At 50.2% G+C, this 15,793-nt stretch carries 16 protein-coding genes; 6 read left to right on the top strand and 10 right to left on the bottom strand.

Translation table 11 applies throughout. The features are described 5' to 3' along the window. Positions 1-40: 40 nt before the first annotated feature. Both AC4QZR_RS13400 and AC4QZR_RS13395 read left to right on the top strand, forming a co-directional pair. Positions 41-451, top strand: a complete 411-nt coding sequence (locus AC4QZR_RS13400; protein ID WP_494481373.1) for a hypothetical protein — start codon at positions 41-43, stop codon at positions 449-451. A gap of 370 nt (positions 452-821) precedes the next feature. Beyond that, the gene (locus AC4QZR_RS13395; protein WP_494481372.1) at positions 822-1,328 is read left to right on the top strand and encodes a cupin domain-containing protein; all 507 of its coding nucleotides are present in this window, start codon (positions 822-824) and stop codon (positions 1,326-1,328) included. A 77-nt stretch (positions 1,329-1,405) separates the two neighbouring features. Here the strand turns inward: AC4QZR_RS13395 and AC4QZR_RS13390 are convergent, their stop codons facing one another. The 5 genes from AC4QZR_RS13390 to AC4QZR_RS13370 all read right to left on the bottom strand — a co-directional run bounded on the left by AC4QZR_RS13390 (position 1,406) and on the right by AC4QZR_RS13370 (position 3,678). Beyond that, positions 1,406-1,831: a c-type cytochrome gene (locus AC4QZR_RS13390; protein ID WP_494481371.1), complete on the bottom strand. Its 426-nt coding sequence runs from the start codon at positions 1,829-1,831 to the stop codon at positions 1,406-1,408. After that, positions 1,815-2,501, bottom strand: a complete 687-nt coding sequence (locus AC4QZR_RS13385; protein ID WP_494481370.1) for an SCO family protein — start codon at positions 2,499-2,501, stop codon at positions 1,815-1,817. Before AC4QZR_RS13385 ends, AC4QZR_RS13390 begins: the two co-directional genes overlap by 17 nt. Next, a complete protein-coding gene (locus AC4QZR_RS13380) occupies positions 2,488-2,976 on the bottom strand; it encodes a hypothetical protein (protein WP_494481369.1) in 489 nt (162 codons plus the stop codon). Before AC4QZR_RS13380 ends, AC4QZR_RS13385 begins: the two co-directional genes overlap by 14 nt. Before the next feature lie 31 nt (positions 2,977-3,007). Next, a complete protein-coding gene (locus tag AC4QZR_RS13375; RefSeq protein ID WP_494481368.1) occupies positions 3,008-3,205 on the bottom strand; it encodes a hypothetical protein in 198 nt (65 codons plus the stop codon). A gap of 143 nt (positions 3,206-3,348) precedes the next feature. Next, entirely contained in the window at positions 3,349-3,678 is a 330-nt protein-coding gene (locus AC4QZR_RS13370) for a DMT family protein (RefSeq protein ID WP_494481367.1), read from the bottom strand. Between the two features lie 444 nt (positions 3,679-4,122). On the opposite strand from AC4QZR_RS13370, the gene gyrB reads away from it, so the two are divergent. Next, positions 4,123-6,081 (top strand): DNA topoisomerase (ATP-hydrolyzing) subunit B, encoded by a 1,959-nt coding sequence (gene gyrB / locus AC4QZR_RS13365; RefSeq protein ID WP_494481647.1) that lies wholly within the window; start codon positions 4,123-4,125, stop codon positions 6,079-6,081. Between the two features lie 205 nt (positions 6,082-6,286). Then, a complete protein-coding gene (locus tag AC4QZR_RS13360) occupies positions 6,287-6,805 on the top strand; it encodes a hypothetical protein (protein ID WP_494481366.1) in 519 nt (172 codons plus the stop codon). Positions 6,806-7,026: 221 nt separating this feature from the next. Here the strand turns inward: AC4QZR_RS13360 and AC4QZR_RS13355 are convergent, their stop codons facing one another. Together AC4QZR_RS13355 and AC4QZR_RS13350 are read right to left on the bottom strand one after the other, a co-directional pair. After that, entirely contained in the window at positions 7,027-7,782 is a 756-nt protein-coding gene (locus AC4QZR_RS13355) for a CPBP family intramembrane glutamic endopeptidase (RefSeq protein WP_494481365.1), read from the bottom strand. A 168-nt stretch (positions 7,783-7,950) separates the two neighbouring features. Continuing rightward, positions 7,951-8,412, bottom strand: coding sequence for a DUF302 domain-containing protein (locus tag AC4QZR_RS13350; protein WP_494481364.1), 462 nt, complete (start codon positions 8,410-8,412; stop codon positions 7,951-7,953). 746 nt (positions 8,413-9,158) lie between these two features. Here AC4QZR_RS13350 and ppk1 point away from each other — a divergent pair. Further along, on the top strand, positions 9,159-11,264 hold the full coding sequence (gene ppk1, locus AC4QZR_RS13345; protein ID WP_494481363.1) for a polyphosphate kinase 1: 2,106 nt from the start codon (positions 9,159-9,161) through the stop codon (positions 11,262-11,264). Positions 11,265-11,782: 518 nt separating this feature from the next. On the opposite strand, the gene AC4QZR_RS13340 is transcribed toward ppk1, so the two are convergent. Then, positions 11,783-12,685: a Ppx/GppA phosphatase family protein gene (locus AC4QZR_RS13340; protein WP_253406234.1), complete on the bottom strand. Its 903-nt coding sequence runs from the start codon at positions 12,683-12,685 to the stop codon at positions 11,783-11,785. A 110-nt stretch (positions 12,686-12,795) separates the two neighbouring features. After that, positions 12,796-14,148: a peptidoglycan DD-metalloendopeptidase family protein gene (locus tag AC4QZR_RS13335; protein WP_494481362.1), complete on the bottom strand. Its 1,353-nt coding sequence runs from the start codon at positions 14,146-14,148 to the stop codon at positions 12,796-12,798. 176 nt (positions 14,149-14,324) lie between these two features. Here AC4QZR_RS13335 and AC4QZR_RS13330 point away from each other — a divergent pair, with 176 nt between their 5' ends. Further along, on the top strand, positions 14,325-15,176 hold the full coding sequence (locus tag AC4QZR_RS13330; RefSeq protein WP_494481361.1) for a murein L,D-transpeptidase catalytic domain family protein: 852 nt from the start codon (positions 14,325-14,327) through the stop codon (positions 15,174-15,176). Here AC4QZR_RS13330 and AC4QZR_RS13325 read toward each other — a convergent pair. Continuing rightward, positions 15,142-15,714, bottom strand: coding sequence for a thioredoxin family protein (locus AC4QZR_RS13325; RefSeq protein ID WP_494481360.1), 573 nt, complete (start codon positions 15,712-15,714; stop codon positions 15,142-15,144). The genes AC4QZR_RS13330 and AC4QZR_RS13325 overlap by 35 nt on opposite strands. Positions 15,715-15,793 lie beyond the last annotated feature (79 nt).

Genomic DNA, 15,793 nt, shown 5'->3' with positions numbered 1-15,793 from the left:
TACAGAGAAAGAGTGCCTTGATAAAGGCGTACTGGGGTGTATGAGCGAATATGCCTTAGAACATTGGCTCAAGCCGCGGAGCTATACCTACCAGGTCGATCGTGGGGGTTACGAAAATAGTAATTCAGATGCGTTTGATTTCTTGGTAGCCAGCACCAAAGTAGATGTAAAAGTCGCGAAAAAATCAACCGACAGGCTACCAAATGACAACTGGACCCACGGTTATCCGCACGAGCAGAAACCGGCTTCAAAAGATTGTGTGATTGAGGGCTGGGTGGATTTCGCGCTAAAGTCGGTAGGATTTTACGGCTGGATCGCTGGCCGGGAAATTCGCAAACCACCTGTGGTCACGAAAAACGCCTATGCCGGCCACGGTTACCGGACGCCCAACCACGAGTTAAAGTGGGGTGTCTTGGATAAAATTTCGAGTGTTTCTTCCAGGGTGGTTTAGCGAGTAAGGAAGTTTAACACCAACCAAATCTGCCAGGTCAGGTATAAGTTACCGCCTCTGAAGCAGGGCCGTTTCATTCCAGGAAAACTTGCACAGAAATCACTGTCATTCTGTAAAGAAACTTAGTGGCAGGGAGATAATACTTTTGCTCCTGGCCTAGAAGATCCTTTCAGGATGACAAAAAAAGCAAAATGAAACGGCCATACCCTCAAGGGAAGATATACTAGCATAAAAAGGCCCTACTCGCAGTGCAACCTTGGTATCTGGAGAATTTTACTAAATTTGCCCTACGCCTCAACAGGAGGCAAGAATCTTCCGTTAGCCTATACCTGCACGTATAATGCTATCACCCTTAAAGACCGAACAGAACATGACATCCGAGACAACTGATAAAGCAGCCCTTTTCTCAGAAGTAGAACAGCAACTGAAGCAACAGCAATTTAACATCAGCAACCAAGATCAAACCCGTCCCTGGGGCGGATTTTTTGTGATTGACGAAACGCAGGCACAGGACTTTGCCAATGCCTATTTCGACAGCATGCCGGTCGATCAGCTGAAGATATCGGGTAAGTTGAGCCCGAAAATATTGCTGGTGGCACCGCACAAGCGACTGAGCTGGCAGTACCACCACCGCCGCGCCGAGATCTGGAAAGTGGTGAAAGGAACCGTAGGTGTTGTGACCAGCGACACAGACGAAGAAGGCGAGCTGAAAGTACTTAACCCCGGCGACCTGATTACGCTGCGCCAGGGAGAGCGCCATCGCCTGGTAGGCCTCGACGGCTGGGGGGTGCTGGCCGAGATTTGGCAGCACACCGATGCCGCCAATCCATCCAACGAAGACGATATTGTGCGGGTACAGGACGACTTCGGAAGATAATCTTACGCAACCCTCAAGGTATAAAAAAGGCGCTGTAGCATAACTGCAGCGCCTTTTCTGTTAATCTGGTTTTTAGTTTAATGCTCCAACAAGTGCCGGCATTTAAAGAGTTGCTTCTCCACTTCCTGTATAGAGAAGCGCGGATTGTTGTTGCCAAAGTTGGTTTGCACGTAATTGAGGATGTTGGTGATCTGCCCAGCATCTAGGTGCTCAAAACCCGGCATGCCCTGGTTGTAGTTCTTACCATTCACGACAATGTTGCCCGTTTGCCCGTGCTGAATGATGCAGGCCAGGTCATCGCGGTGGTTCTCCAGGTAATCGGCGCCAGCCAGGGGCGGAATCAGGTTGCGGAGGCCGCTACCGTCGTCCATGTGGCAGTTGGCGCAATACTGGATATAGAGCTGCTCCCCTTCGTTTTGCTTATCTGAGTAGAAGCACCGGGTCAGTGTGAGCAAGGCGGCTATACCTGCCACATAAAGCAGAAATTTAGTTTTTACCAGCATCCTTCTTTTTCTTTTTAGGCAGCAGAGTCGGTATATCGCGAAGCAACCGGTCGACCTGAGCGGGGTCGGTTCCGTCGTAGATGCCGCGAACATGGCGGTTCTGGTCCACGAGCACAAAGGCACCGCTGTGCACAAACCCGCCGGGCTCCTCTTCGTCTTCCATCGCCGACACCATGTACTGCAGCGCAATGCTGTAGATGCTGTCTTTCTCGCCGGTTACAAAGTGCCACTTATCGCTGTTCACCTGCAGGCGGTCGGCGTAGTCACGCAGCACGGCCACTGTGTCGTGTTTCGGGTCGATGGTATGGGAGAGGAGCATCACCCGCGGGTCATCTTCAAACGCCTCGTAAATGCGCAGCATCTGGCTCTTCATTTTGGGGCAGATGGTGGGGCAGGTAGTAAAGAAAAAATCGGTGACGTATACCTTGTCCTGCACGGTGAGGCTGGTCACTACCTGGCTATCCTGGTTGATGAAAGCGAAGTCAGGTATTCGGTGGTAAACGGTGTCGGTTACCTGCTGGCCATTCACTTCGCGCTGCACCAGTTGGCGCTCGCCCAGGTAGGGCAGGCCGCCGGCTTGTTCGGCAGGAGAGGAGCAGGACTGCCAGGCAACTGCCGAAAGGCCAAGCAGGGCAGCGGATAGGTATAGGCGGAAGTTATTTTTGTTCATGCTGGGTATAGGTTTTTTGGGCGTTGGCAATGGTGCTGTCCATGAGTGTTTTCACGCGGGCCATTTTCTCGTGTTCTTGCTGCAGGTATAGCATGGCCTGCTGGTAGGCCAGCGTATCAGGTGCTTTGTACTGGCGCATCCATTCCATCATGGCTTCATCGGCCTGTTCCAGTTCCTGTATACGGCGCGTAAGCAGGCTGATGGTGGCCGTGTCGGATGACTGCGCCTGCAGGGTGTCGCGGAGGCTGGTGAGGTTGCGGCGTAAGCGGTAGATTTTGCTCATATCGGCCATTGCTTCGTCGTGCAGGTCCATTACCTCTGTTTCCAGGGTCTGCTGGCGGTCTTCTTCACTGGCGCCTCCTTGGCACGCGATCAGGGTGAAGGGCAGGCTCAGGTATAGCAACCACTTTTTCATGATAGGTATAGGTTTCTTAAAATCAGCGCTGCCTACTTCTGTGCTGCGCAGCTTTTGCAAAGATACAGGTATAGCGGCAAAGGTATAGCTTCTAGTCCAATTGTAAACAGAAGTACAGCTGACTCAAGTCATACCTGGCGAGTTCGGATGCTATACCTGCTTTATAACCAGCTTCGTCTTTAGTCCAGTCGTAGTCGTCAGGCATGGGGAGGGCAAACCGTTCTGCCAACTGATACACCAGGTATAGGGTCACTTCCTGCTGCAGATTAAGGCCCTCGAACAACTGCAAATAGGTGGCATTATTACCTTCCAGCAGATCTCGTCCGGCCGCATGGGATCAAGAAAAGCCTCTTGCAACAACTCAGGACCAAGAAAACTATACCTTTCCATAAGCTTTTTAAACAAATAACAATTCAACCATCGACAATTCAACTACCACTTCTTAAACACAAAGAAAACGGCCAGCAGGATGAAGATGAACCCGACAATGTAGTTCCACTTGACCTCCTCTTTCAGGTATAGCACCGAGAAAGCCACAAACACCACGAGCGTGATGACCTCCTGAATTGTTTTGAGCTGAAAGGCTGTGAACTGTCCGTGGCCGATGCGGTTGGCCGGAACCTGGAACAAATACTCGAAGAAGGCGATGAACCAGCTGACCAGAATAACCTTCCAAAGCACGGTGTCTTTGAACTTGAGGTGACCGTACCAGGCGAAGGTCATGAATACGTTGGAGATAATGAGGAGAATGATCGTTTTCATATCCGAAATTTAACATAAGACACCTGGATGGCAACGAAAATTTTCAGCAACCTTCGCAATGCCGGAACAGTATGTTCGTTTACAACACGATGCAATGCCTGACTGAGCTATGAAAAAAACCGGGACGGCCTTCGTGCCGCTCCTAAGGGCGAAGTAGAACTTGAGCGGGTAGAAGTACCTGCACTATTTTGCCAATATAATTTGCATTCGACCTAAGCAGAAAGACTGCCTCCACAAGAGGTGGTCTTTTTGTATTTTTATGGTATAAGTGTTTGTACAACAGGCACTAATGGTGTATTTATTTTGTTTAAATGAAGGCACGTTCGGCTCGGGTAACACACTACCCCGCGGGTGCGCAGCAATCGGTGTAAATACTGTCCCGAAAGCATAGTTAAAACGAAATAATTTGGTAATTTTACCTATTCAATCTACCCAATGACACAAATGAGTGAAGTAGAAGAAAAACAATTGCATAACAATTATTCAGCAGATAGTATTCAGGTACTGGAAGGGCTCGAGGCCGTACGCAAGCGTCCTGCCATGTACATCGGCGACATTGGTATCAAAGGCCTGCACCACCTGGTATGGGAGGTTGTAGATAACTCCATTGACGAGGCCCTGGCCGGTCATTGCGATACCATCAATGTGACCATCAATACAGACAACTCCGTTACGGTTTCGGACAACGGCCGTGGTATACCAACCGACTTCCACCAGAAAGAAGGCCGCTCGGCCCTGGAGGTGGTAATGACCGTGCTGCACGCCGGTGGCAAGTTTGACAAAGACACCTACAAGGTTTCAGGTGGTCTGCACGGCGTGGGTGTATCCTGTGTGAACGCACTCTCGACCGACATGCACGTAACCGTGCACCGCAACGGCAAGGTGTTCGAGCAGCATTATAACATTGGCGCTCCTGCCTACCCGGTGCGCGAGATCGGCACGACCGACAAAACCGGTACCACCGTGCAGTTTAAGCCGGATGATTCGATCTTTACGACCACAGAGTACAAGTACGATACGATTGCCAGCCGTCTGCGCGAACTCTCTTTCCTGAACAAGGGCATCCGCATTAACCTAACGGACCTGCGTGAACTTGGCGAAGACGGACAGCCTCTTTCTGAATCGTTCTACTCAGAAGGCGGTTTGAGGGAGTTTGTAGCTTACCTGGACGAGACGCGTGAGAACCTGATTCCGGAGCCGATCTACATCGAAAGCGAGAAAAACGGTGTGCCAGTAGAAATTGCGCTGCAGTACAACACGTCGTATTCTGAGAACATCTTCTCGTATGTAAACAACATCAATACCATTGAGGGTGGTACGCACGTAGGTGGTTTCCGCCGCGCCCTTACCCGTACCCTGAAGGCCTATGCCGACAAATCAGGTATGCTGGACAAAGTGAAGATCGAGATTGCCGGTGATGACTTCCGCGAAGGCCTGACTGCCGTTATTTCGGTGAAAGTGCAGGAGCCTCAGTTTGAAGGACAGACCAAAACCAAACTCGGCAACTCCGACGTGGGTGGAGCTGTAGATACTGCTGTAGGCGAAATGCTGAACGAGTTTCTGGAAGAGAATCCGAAGGAAGCCCGCATCATCGTGCAGAAAGTGATTCTGGCCGCGCAGGCCCGTAACGCAGCCCGCAAGGCCCGCGAAATGGTGCAGCGCAAGAACGTGCTTTCCAGCACCAGTTTGCCAGGTAAACTGGCCGACTGCTCTGACAATAACCCGGAGAACTGCGAGATATACCTGGTGGAAGGTGACTCAGCGGGTGGATCTGCCAAGCAGGGCCGTAACCGTATGTTCCAGGCTATTCTGCCGCTTCGTGGTAAGATCCTGAACGTGGAGAAAGCACAGGAGCACCGCATTTATGAGAGCGAAGAGATCAAGAACATGATCACGGCACTGGGCGTGAGCTTCGGAACGTCAGAAGGCGAGAAAGCGCTGAACATGGACAAGCTTCGCTACCACCGCATCATCATCATGACGGATGCTGACGTGGACGGATCGCACATCCGTACGCTGATTCTGACCTTCTTCTTCCGCTACATGAGAGAGCTGATCGAGAGAGGATACATTTACATTGCCCTGCCACCGCTATACCTGGTGAAGAAAGGCAAAGAGGAGCGCTACTGCTGGAGTGAGCAGGACCGCATCGAAGCCATCGCCGATCTGGGCAAGGGCAAGGATGATAGCGTAGGTGTTCAGCGTTACAAAGGTCTTGGTGAGATGAACCCGGAGCAACTCTGGAACACAACCATGGACCCGGAAACACGCAGCCTGAAGCGCGTAACGATCGAGTCAGCCGCAGAGGCCGACCACCTGTTCTCGATGCTGATGGGCGACGAGGTAGGTCCTCGCCGCGACTTCATCGAGCGCAACGCCAAGTACGCCCGTGTAGACGTCTAAGCTTATTAGACTATCATATTTTAAAAGCGGCTGTTCTCGAAAGAGGGCAGCCGCTTTTTCTTTTGTATTTTAGGAAAGGTATGGGCGAATTGTGTACATTAGAAGATGAGTTTATGAGTGTAGGATGGAGCTTCCGTTACAAGCGGCAGTCCTCCACACATAGTGCAGGTAGTGGGAGTACGTACTCCTGCTACCTGGTAGTTAGGTGCAATCAGTACTTGAAAACGAATCTAATTCAGAGAAAGAAATACAAGGAATGGATATTGATGAAAAGCTAATTCCAGCTTTGAAAAAAATTGACTTTGTAGAACGATACATATCAATATGTAAAGAGTTCTGGAATTTTGAGAATAGTATGAACAAAAATTGCAAAGAAGAAATCTATGATTTTATAAAAAGTAGAGGTTTTAATGCAATGTATTCCTCAAATGAAAACTTTTACAAAATCCTAACTCCAATAAAAGGCATTGCAATACAGTTTAACATTATTCCTTATAATGGCTTTATACAATTTGTTTGGGACGTTAAACTTAATGGAAATCGTTTAAACCTAAGTTGGGGTGTTTGGGAGTCAATAACTAGTGAATTATCCATAGGAGAATCACTTTTTATAGATTATCCTAAAAAGCCTGTATTTACAAATCTGGAGGATTTAGAAAGAATATTAAATTTATCATTTGATATCCATCAAGATTTTGTAAAAGAGGTAGAAAAAGTGAATTAAAAAATGAAAGCACCTAACAAAAGCTAAGCAAAAGGTGTGCTTGTAGCTTTTCAGCGGTCGTTCTTTTCTCATAGTTCAGTCTTGCTGGATCGGAATATACTTTTAACAAATAGCACGCCCTTCGCCTAGCCAAGCCGTTCGACATGCTTATACAGCAGCGGCTGCCTTCTTCCGTAAGCAGCCGCTGCTGTTTTAATGCCCCAATATCCGCTATCAAAATATCAGGCACTAGGACTATACCTAACTTCACGAAGCTTCCTGTAGGACTGCCTTAAGACCAACAGCAACAACAAGAACCCCCAGCAGCCCGCCAGTATCCAGGTGCTGGCATCACCCGAAGTCGAAGTAGTGGTAAATAAGGTTCTGGTTGATTCGAAAGCGATATTAGCACCCCAGTGGATGCCGAAGGCAAGCCAGAGCGATTTGGTAATGATGACCGCATAGGACAATACCAGACCTAGTAACGTAAGATAGGAGAGGACTGCCGCGCCATCACCTAACCGCCAAATGTGATTGAAGACATAGACGAGGGCGGAAAGTAACACCCAATAAGCCGGCTTCATGTACTTCTCCAGATGGGCGTAAAGGTATCCGCGCGTTAATATGTCTTCTGCAATAGAAGGAACGGCGGTCATGAGCAGGAGCATGGGTAGTTGACTGGCAAAAGCCGCGATGGATGTGCTGGAAACTATACTTTCATACCCAAGGAAAATTGAGGTATAGAATGACAGCACGAAGAATACCAGACCCAGTAATAGCCCCGCAGCCAGTTGATGTAGCCACTTAGATTTCAGCCCCAAACCATAGCCCCCGAGCCCTTGCCACCCCTGGGCCCTAGCCAAGAAAAAAGCAGCCACTAAAAACCCGATTTTGAACACAGCCATTATCCAAAAAGAAGAGAAAAATTCCGGAAAATGGTAGATGGCAAAGAGGAGTAGAAACCCAAGCAGGAATGAGAGTAGACTACGTTTAAGCATCGCTTGTGATAAGAGCCATTAGGAGCCCTCAAGCCGCAATAATAATTTAAATTGTAGGTACTTACAATATGTGAGGAAGGGTAAATTTTAGGTGGCAAGGTATGCGCTTTACAACCCTGACAGACAACATGTCTTATCGTCCATTAGCGCAAACTCAGAGGAAATGCATTACTCCTTTACGACCTCACTCAGCTTCTCAAACACCATCCCCATTTTACTGAGCACGGCCTGCTGCTCACTTAATTCAAAATCCTGTTTCAGTTCGTTGGGGTGTCGGTAGCTCAGGTATACCTGGCCATTTTCGTCTTCCCAAACCAGCAGGCGCAAAGGCAGGTCCAGGCCGGTTCGCTGGTCGGCTTGCATGAGGTTGGTGCCTACCAGCGGATTGCCAAAGATAAGCACATGCGTTGGCCGGAGTTCCAGGCCCTTTTCAGCAGCGGCTTTAGCATGGTCTACTTCTGCCACCAGGTTGATGCCCATACCTTGTATTGCCGTTCGAAGTTTAGTCAGGGTTTCTTCCATGCTGTAGTCGCTCGGTTTTGTGACCAGTTGCACCGGTTGGGAAGATTGCGCTATACCTGCACAAGAGGTGCAGAACAAAAGGAAAATTACGAATGCAAAGTGCTTCATCTTTTTTGACTTTAAGCCCGTCGCGGGCGTCAAGGAAATCCGATACATGGAAATGAGCTCAGGTTGATGCCATAGAGCTAACCTCTGTAAGTATGGTATTCCAGGCCCCAACGCTCGTATATCGGGTCATATGTTTTGTAAGGGAGTATACGTGTACACCTAGCTGCCGATTTAATCGGGTACGCCGATGCGCAACTCGTGCCCCACCAGCAAAGCAACGCGCTGAAAATTATGCCCGTCTTCTTCGTCCTGCAAGTATTTCCGTAAGGTATAGTCAGCGATTCAGTCGTCGTCGCCAGCCAAAGCGCTCTAATGGGACCAATGGGCTGGCTCACGTAGGCGTTTGTTATACCTGGCAGTAGCAGTCTGCTCCAGGGCTCGTCGTGTCTGGGTTTGCCGGCACCCAATACGCTATACCTACTGACGGTTGCCTTTCAGGTAAAGTGGCAGGTTACAGGGCATAGTTGAGCCCGGTTTAGCGACGTAAAGTTAATGTCTTTGTACAGAAGGTACAGGTAAAGTGGGCTTGATGTTTTGGAAGCGACCAAGGTATAGCTGGGTGTTTTTGGTGTCGGAAGATGCTTTTGAAAAACATTTGTGCAAGGTTTCGGCAAAAGGCATGACAAATTCACTTACAAAATTTATATTAGCACTCGGGCGTTCTTTTTGCAAAGCCCGTATACCTGCGTCTGTCCGGAAACCTTTGTTCTCCGGGTACACACGAGGCTTCCCTAACATCCGAAAACATGCTGATCAATAAGGTTTCTGACCAGATAAAACGAAGTAAATACATTAGCCGCGACCTGAGCTGGCTGCGCTTCAACTACCGTGTGCTCGATCAGGCCCGCGACACCAGCCGCAGTATTTTTGACCGGCTCAAGTTTATGGCTATCACGGCTTCCAACCTCGATGAGTTCTTCATGATCCGGGTGGGCAGCTTGTACAATTACATCGACTACGGCAAAGAGCGTCTGGACTATTCCGGCCTGCGCGAAATGCCTTTCCGCAAAAAACTGCTCGACTATGCCCACCGCTTCGTAAACGACCAGTACCTGACGTTCAATAACGAACTGGCCGAACTGTTTGAGAAGAATGGCTTTGACATACTGAAAGTAGGCGACCTGACCGAAATCGAGCAGAAGAAGGTAGACAGCTACTTCAAAAATACGATCTACCCGCTGCTCACGCCCATGGTGTTTGATAACTACCACGGTTTCCCGCTGCTCATGAACCAGTTGCTGACCTTTGGTGTGGTTACCCGCACCACCGAGGAGCAGAAGGCGCAGGACCGCGTCACGTTTGTGCAGATTCCGCAGAACCTGGCTCGCTTCTACGAGATCAACCGCAAGGACAAGATTGTTTTCGTACCAATCGAGGAAATCATTCGCTGGAAGATCAAAAAGCTGTTCCGCAACGTGGACATCGTATCGGCAAATCTATTCCGCATTACCCGCAACGGGGACTTCACGCTGGAGGAGTCGGACGACATTGAAGCAGACTTTGTGCAGGAGATCAAGTCGAAACTTAAGACGCGCAAGAAAGGCCGCGTGGTGCGACTGGAGATCGAGCGCAACCCGTCTCAGTTTATGATGAAGGTGCTGAAAGAGCGCTGGGTCATCGACAATGCCAATGTTTTTACGATCACGACCATGATCGATTTGCGCGGCCTGTGGCAGATCATCAACCACCGGCAGTTCAAGGACAAAGGATTCAAGCAACCCGCTCCGGTTATTCCGCTCAGTCTACCCGCCGAGTCGGTGGATATGTTTGAGTACCTGAAAGCGCATGACGTACTGTTGCATCACCCTTACAATAACATGGACCCTGTAGTGCAGTTGCTGGAGCGTGCCGCCGAAGACCCTTATGTGCTGGGTATCAAGCAGACGATTTACCGCCTGGCCGACCAGTCACGGGTAACGGCTGCTCTATTGAAGGCTGCTGAAAATGGCAAGCACGTATCGGTGCTGTTCGAGGTCAAAGCACGTTTTGATGAGGAGAAAAACCTGCGGGAAGGCGAGCGTCTGGAAAAAGCAGGCTGCTTTGTGATCTACGGCATCAGCAAGTACAAGACGCACACCAAAATGCTTATGATCATCCGGAAGGAAGGGGAGAAGGTAACGCGATACGTGCACATCGGCAGCGGCAACTACAACGAGCAAACGGCGCGCCTCTATACTGACATCAGCCTGCTGACCACCAACGATGTGTATGCGCACGACGTGTCAGAATTTTTCAATGTCATCACCGGGCACTCCAGACCGAACGAATATAAGTACTTGCTTACTTCTCCCAAAGCGATGCGCTCGCAACTGATTGAGCTGATACGCAATGAAGCCCGCAATGCAAAAAAAGGTTTAAAAAGCGGCATCGTGATCAAGATTAACTCGCTGGAAGACAAGGAGGTAATCGATGAGTTTTACAAAGCCTCCAAGGCCGGTGTCCCGGTAAAACTGATCGTGCGCGGCATCTGCTGCCTGCGTCCGGGGCGTGAAGACCTGAGCGAGAATATTTCGGTGAAGTCGATTGTAGGGGAGTACCTGGAGCACAGCCGCATTTTCTACTTCCACAATAACGGAGACTCCAAGGTATACGGCGGCAGTGCCGACATCATGGTGCGCAGCTTTGACCGCCGCGTCGAAGCACTTTTCCTGATCGTGAATGAAGAGCTGAAAAAAGAGGCAATCAACATCCTGTACTACAACCTGCTCGACAACCAGAACTCATACATCATGCGCGAGGACGGCACCTACTCCCGAAAAAAGCCAGCCGCCAACGAAGAGATAATTGACGTGCACAAGCTGTTTTACAAGAAGGTTTTTGAAGATGCTGCGCAGGAAGTAGAACTAGTATAATTCAGCCCCTCCTGACAACAGGAGGGGGTTTTTTTTCTGAATCAGGATTTTGAGGATTAGAAAGGATTTTTAGGAATGAATTACCTCCTCTAGTTCCTCAGAGTGTAACTTTACCCCATCCCAGCCTTCCCCTAAAAACAGGGGAAGGAGCTGTGCACGATTAACATCCCCCTGCCCCCTTCGAAGGGGGAGTTTCTGCTACTACCAATTCTTCAGGTATAAGCCCTGTCGCACAAGAAATATTCCTTGACAGGTATAGCAAAAGTAACTTGTCCCTTCAGCTATGAAACAACTAGCATTAGCCAGGTGCACAAACGACGATTTTGTGTTTGAGCGGTCAGCGAGTTTAAAAACGTCTTGATTTTTTTGATTACTTTTTTCATCAAGGAAAAAAGTGAGTGCCCGCCGCACAGGCGAAGCTACAAAGCAAAGCTAATTGCTATACCTATACCTGGGCCAGAGGCCCAACGATAGCAGACACGAGCGAGGACGCTCGCGCCATAGCGTACGGCACCCTACTACCGACTAATCTGACTAATCACAAATCGCTCCTGATGATGCTGTTCATACAAAGCATGGATCATCCCGTCTTTCAAACCAACAGCAGGCACAAGCATACTCTCCAGCTTCGCCCACTTCATGGCAGAGAGGTATATCTCAGCGGCGGGGAGAATGACGTCAGCGCGGTCGGGGTTGAGGAGGAGCTCGGTGATGCGTTGCTCCATGGTCATGGCCGCTATACCTTGGGTGATCTCTTCGATCTGCTTGCGGAAAATGGGTTTGCCTACCGCCTTGCCTGACATATCGAAAATCTTGTTTATGTTACCGCCGGTGCCGATAGCGCGGGTAAGGTGGTGTTTCCTGGCATTCTCTTCGATCCAGGTGCGCATGGTGTTCCAAAGTTCGTGCGACTCTACCCCGTGCATGTGGCGAATAGAACCCTGCTCAAAAGAATGGGAAGCCATCTTTTCGCGGTTCACATAAATGTTAAACTCTGTGCTGCCGCCACCTACGTCGATGTGCAGGTAATTGCGCTCGTCCAGGAAGTTCACAATGACTTTGTTGATCAGGTCAGCCTCTGCTTCCCCGTCGATCACCTGGATGTTCATGCCGATCGCCTGGTGCACGCGGTCCAGAATTTCGGGGGCATTCTCGGAGGTACGCATAGCGGAGGTGGCGCAAACCATGTAATGGTCCACGTCGTGCACGTCGAGGAGCAGTTGAAAAGCGTGAAGGAGCTTAATGAATTTCTGAATTTTGTACTCGCTGATATAGCCGTTGCTAAAAACATCCTCGCCAAATCGGATGGCGTAGCGGATGTATTCTATTCGTTTAAAAATAACGTTTCCATTCTGATTCAGAACGCTGGAGATCTGGCATCTCACAGCATTCGAACCGATATCAATAGCAGCTAACTTCAAATATGATCTGTTTTAGAGCGTAAAACATGCTTTCTTAAGCCAAATATAGGTATAAATGCTGTACGCAGAAATTCTCCGAACCACTAAAATAAGATGGTCGGCAAACAATTTTACTCAGCAGACTGCAGCCATCCGAGTCTGCCATCCGGCTGTCGCACCAGCTCAAACTGCCCGTTAATGGCTACCACAGGTATAGCGACTCCCGCTGGCAGACTGTCCATTTGCCCGGCTTCCGGGTGCGCAGCATCCAGCAACGGACGCTCCTGTTTTAGTTTTTTTACGGCAATCGGCTTGGCTATACCTTCCACAAGTGAACTGATGATGTACGCTTCGGACTGGTCGGGCAGGCGGACGCGGTACCAGTTATTGGCAGCGCCCGTCACCCGCAGCGGCGTGTTTTTGGGGAGAGAGGTAAGCAGCGCGGCTTTGGCCGAAGGCTGCGTCCGGACATTGGCCATTTTAGACGAGACCCTTACCCAGTTGCCGATGAGAGCGGGATCCACTTTTACGGTAGGTATAGGGGTAGCCGATTGATGCACGTACGGGTAAGGGTTGGTGGCGCCATGGCCGTAGCGGTAGACGCCAAAATGAAGGTGCGGACCGGTACCCCGGGCATTGCCCGTATTGCCCACTAGCCCCAGCGTATCGCCCACGCTGACGCTTTGCCCGGTCGAAACCAACTGTTGGTCGAGGTGCGCATAATACAGATTCTGCCCGCGATCCCTGTCCGAAAGCCAGATCACCTTTCCACCGCGGGGCGTCTCGTCAACCCGAGACACCAAACCATTTGCGGAGGCGACAACAGGTGTACCACGCGGTGCAAAGATATCGATGCCTTCGTGGCTGCGGGCGCCTGCATCACGCGGATCGCCCCAGATGCTGGCAATGTGGCGACTTGATTTGCCAGGTATAGGAAAAGCCAGCGTGGGTTGTGCCTGAATCGTAATGGTATACGTGCCGCCCCGCAGCAGCTCTGGTTGAATCCGTAGCAAGTGGGCCATGTCTTCGTCTACTACATAGGTCAGGGTGGTGACGGCTGTATCGGCAGAGGCGACGCGTTTCGGGATAGTGGTAAAGTCCGTGCCGGCCTCAAACAGATCCATGAACACCTGCATGGTTTGGCGGGCTTTCATCTCCAGGCTCACCACCAGTTTTTCACCACGCCTGGCTTCTACTTTGTAGCCCAATGCGCGTGGCTCATCAGCCGGAAAGTAGCCGGTTTCCTTGAAGGGCAGCGTAATCGTTGTAGGCTTTTGCAGCGCCGCCTCGCCTGCTGCCAGCCAGTCCTGCCCCACAGCGGTTTGATCAAGCTTGGCGGTTTTCAGGGAGGAGACATAGGCCTCGTAGGGTGTCTGGTTTTTGAATACGCCACGCAGCGTTTCGCGGCTTCCGCAACTGGAAAGGAAGAGGGTGATCAAGATAAGGTATAGGTAAGGAGAATAGCTTGTTGGCTTTCTGTTCATGTTTGTTTTTGTTTCCGGATTACTGAGATGTGTCCCTTTCAATACAAATATGATACCCGGATTGATTCCTTCTGCTTGATATAGAATGATTTGGGAGCAATGTTGGACCTTTGGAGCAATTCTGAACTGTGCATGAGCAGGTACGTAGAAAACAGATATACCAATGAGATCGGATTGTGAGAACGAACGTCAGAAAGAAAAGCATCAAAGAACGGTGGCGCAAACGCAGCAGGAAAATGGGCAAACGCCTGTTGCCTCTCTTTGCCCCGCTTATACTATCGCCGTCGGCTTCCATTGGAGCTGGTAAATACGTTTCTGTAGACAAAGTAAAAGCGAACGTGACCGCGCTTTCCGTCATCCGCTTTGAGCAGGTTTCCTTCGACCTGTATACCCAGATGAACCTGAGCGCTGCGGGTCTAAGCTATGATGCGTTCAACAACGCGTTGATGGGGTACTACGGCATGTACAACGAAGGGCGTCTGTCCGACAAAGGCATCCTGACTGTGGTAGATTTTACGAAACCATCTAACGAGAAAAGACTCTGGGTACTCGACCTCAATAGCCGGGAGGTGTTGCATAATACCTACGTAGCGCATGGCCGCAACTCCGGGGAGGTAAGGGGGCAGGAATTCTCCAACGAGCACAAGTCGTTTATGAGCAGTGTAGGCTTTTATGTGACGGATAACATCTACCACGGCAAACATGGCAAGTCGTTGCGGCTTGATGGTTTAGACGAAGGGTACAATACCAACGCCCGCGAGCGTGCCGTGGTGATGCACGGAGCCGAGTACGCCACTGAGGATTTCATGAATAAATACGGCAGACTGGGCCGCAGTTTGGGTTGCCCGGCGGTACCGCTTGGCGAGCACGAGAGCATCATTGATGCCATTACAGGAAAAACTGCCCTCTACATCCACTCAGGAGACGAGCAGTATACGTCCCATTACCTGGATAATGCCAACGCCGTGGCGGGCTACATGGCCAGCACGCAGCCTAATCCACTGCCTCCTGCGGAGTTTTCCATTTAATGCCACAGCCTATACCTGGCTTCTGGTCAGCGACTACCGCCTGACCGGCCAGCAGGGCATCCAGTGCCTGTCGCAGGTGGTGTCCTGTTACAGGCACGTTGCTTTTAGGCTGCGCATCATCAAACTTTCCATGGTAGGCCAGGCGCATGTTCCGGTCAAACACATAGAACTCGGGTGTACAAACGGCCTGGTACGTGCGGGCTACCTGCTGGGTCTGGTCGTACAGGTATGGAAACGGAAAGTTTTTCTCCTTAGCCAGCTCACGCATCTGATGCGGCCCGTCCTGTGGGGAACTGGTAGCATCATTTGCACTGATACCTACAAACCGCACTCCTTTCTGCTGATACTCGTTGGCTACCTGCACCAGTTCGCTTAGGATGTGCTGCACATAGGGACAGTGGTTGCAGAGGAACATGATCACAGTGGCTCTGTTTGATGCGATATCTTGCAGCGATACGATCTTATCGGAAACCGTGTCGAGCAGGGCGAAGTTGGGTGCTACAGTGCCCAGTGGTAATGCTGTGGAAGCTAATGGCATAACGCTGTAGATTTAGGTGAGAGAATTTTCCAGGCTATACCTGAATTTGAATCAATGTAAGATTTTTGCAGGAATAAAA

Source organism: Pontibacter sp. YIM B11418, assembly GCF_059278805.1.
The sequence above is the reverse complement of the archived record's forward strand: the minus strand, read 5'-3'. Positions and strand labels throughout refer to the sequence as shown.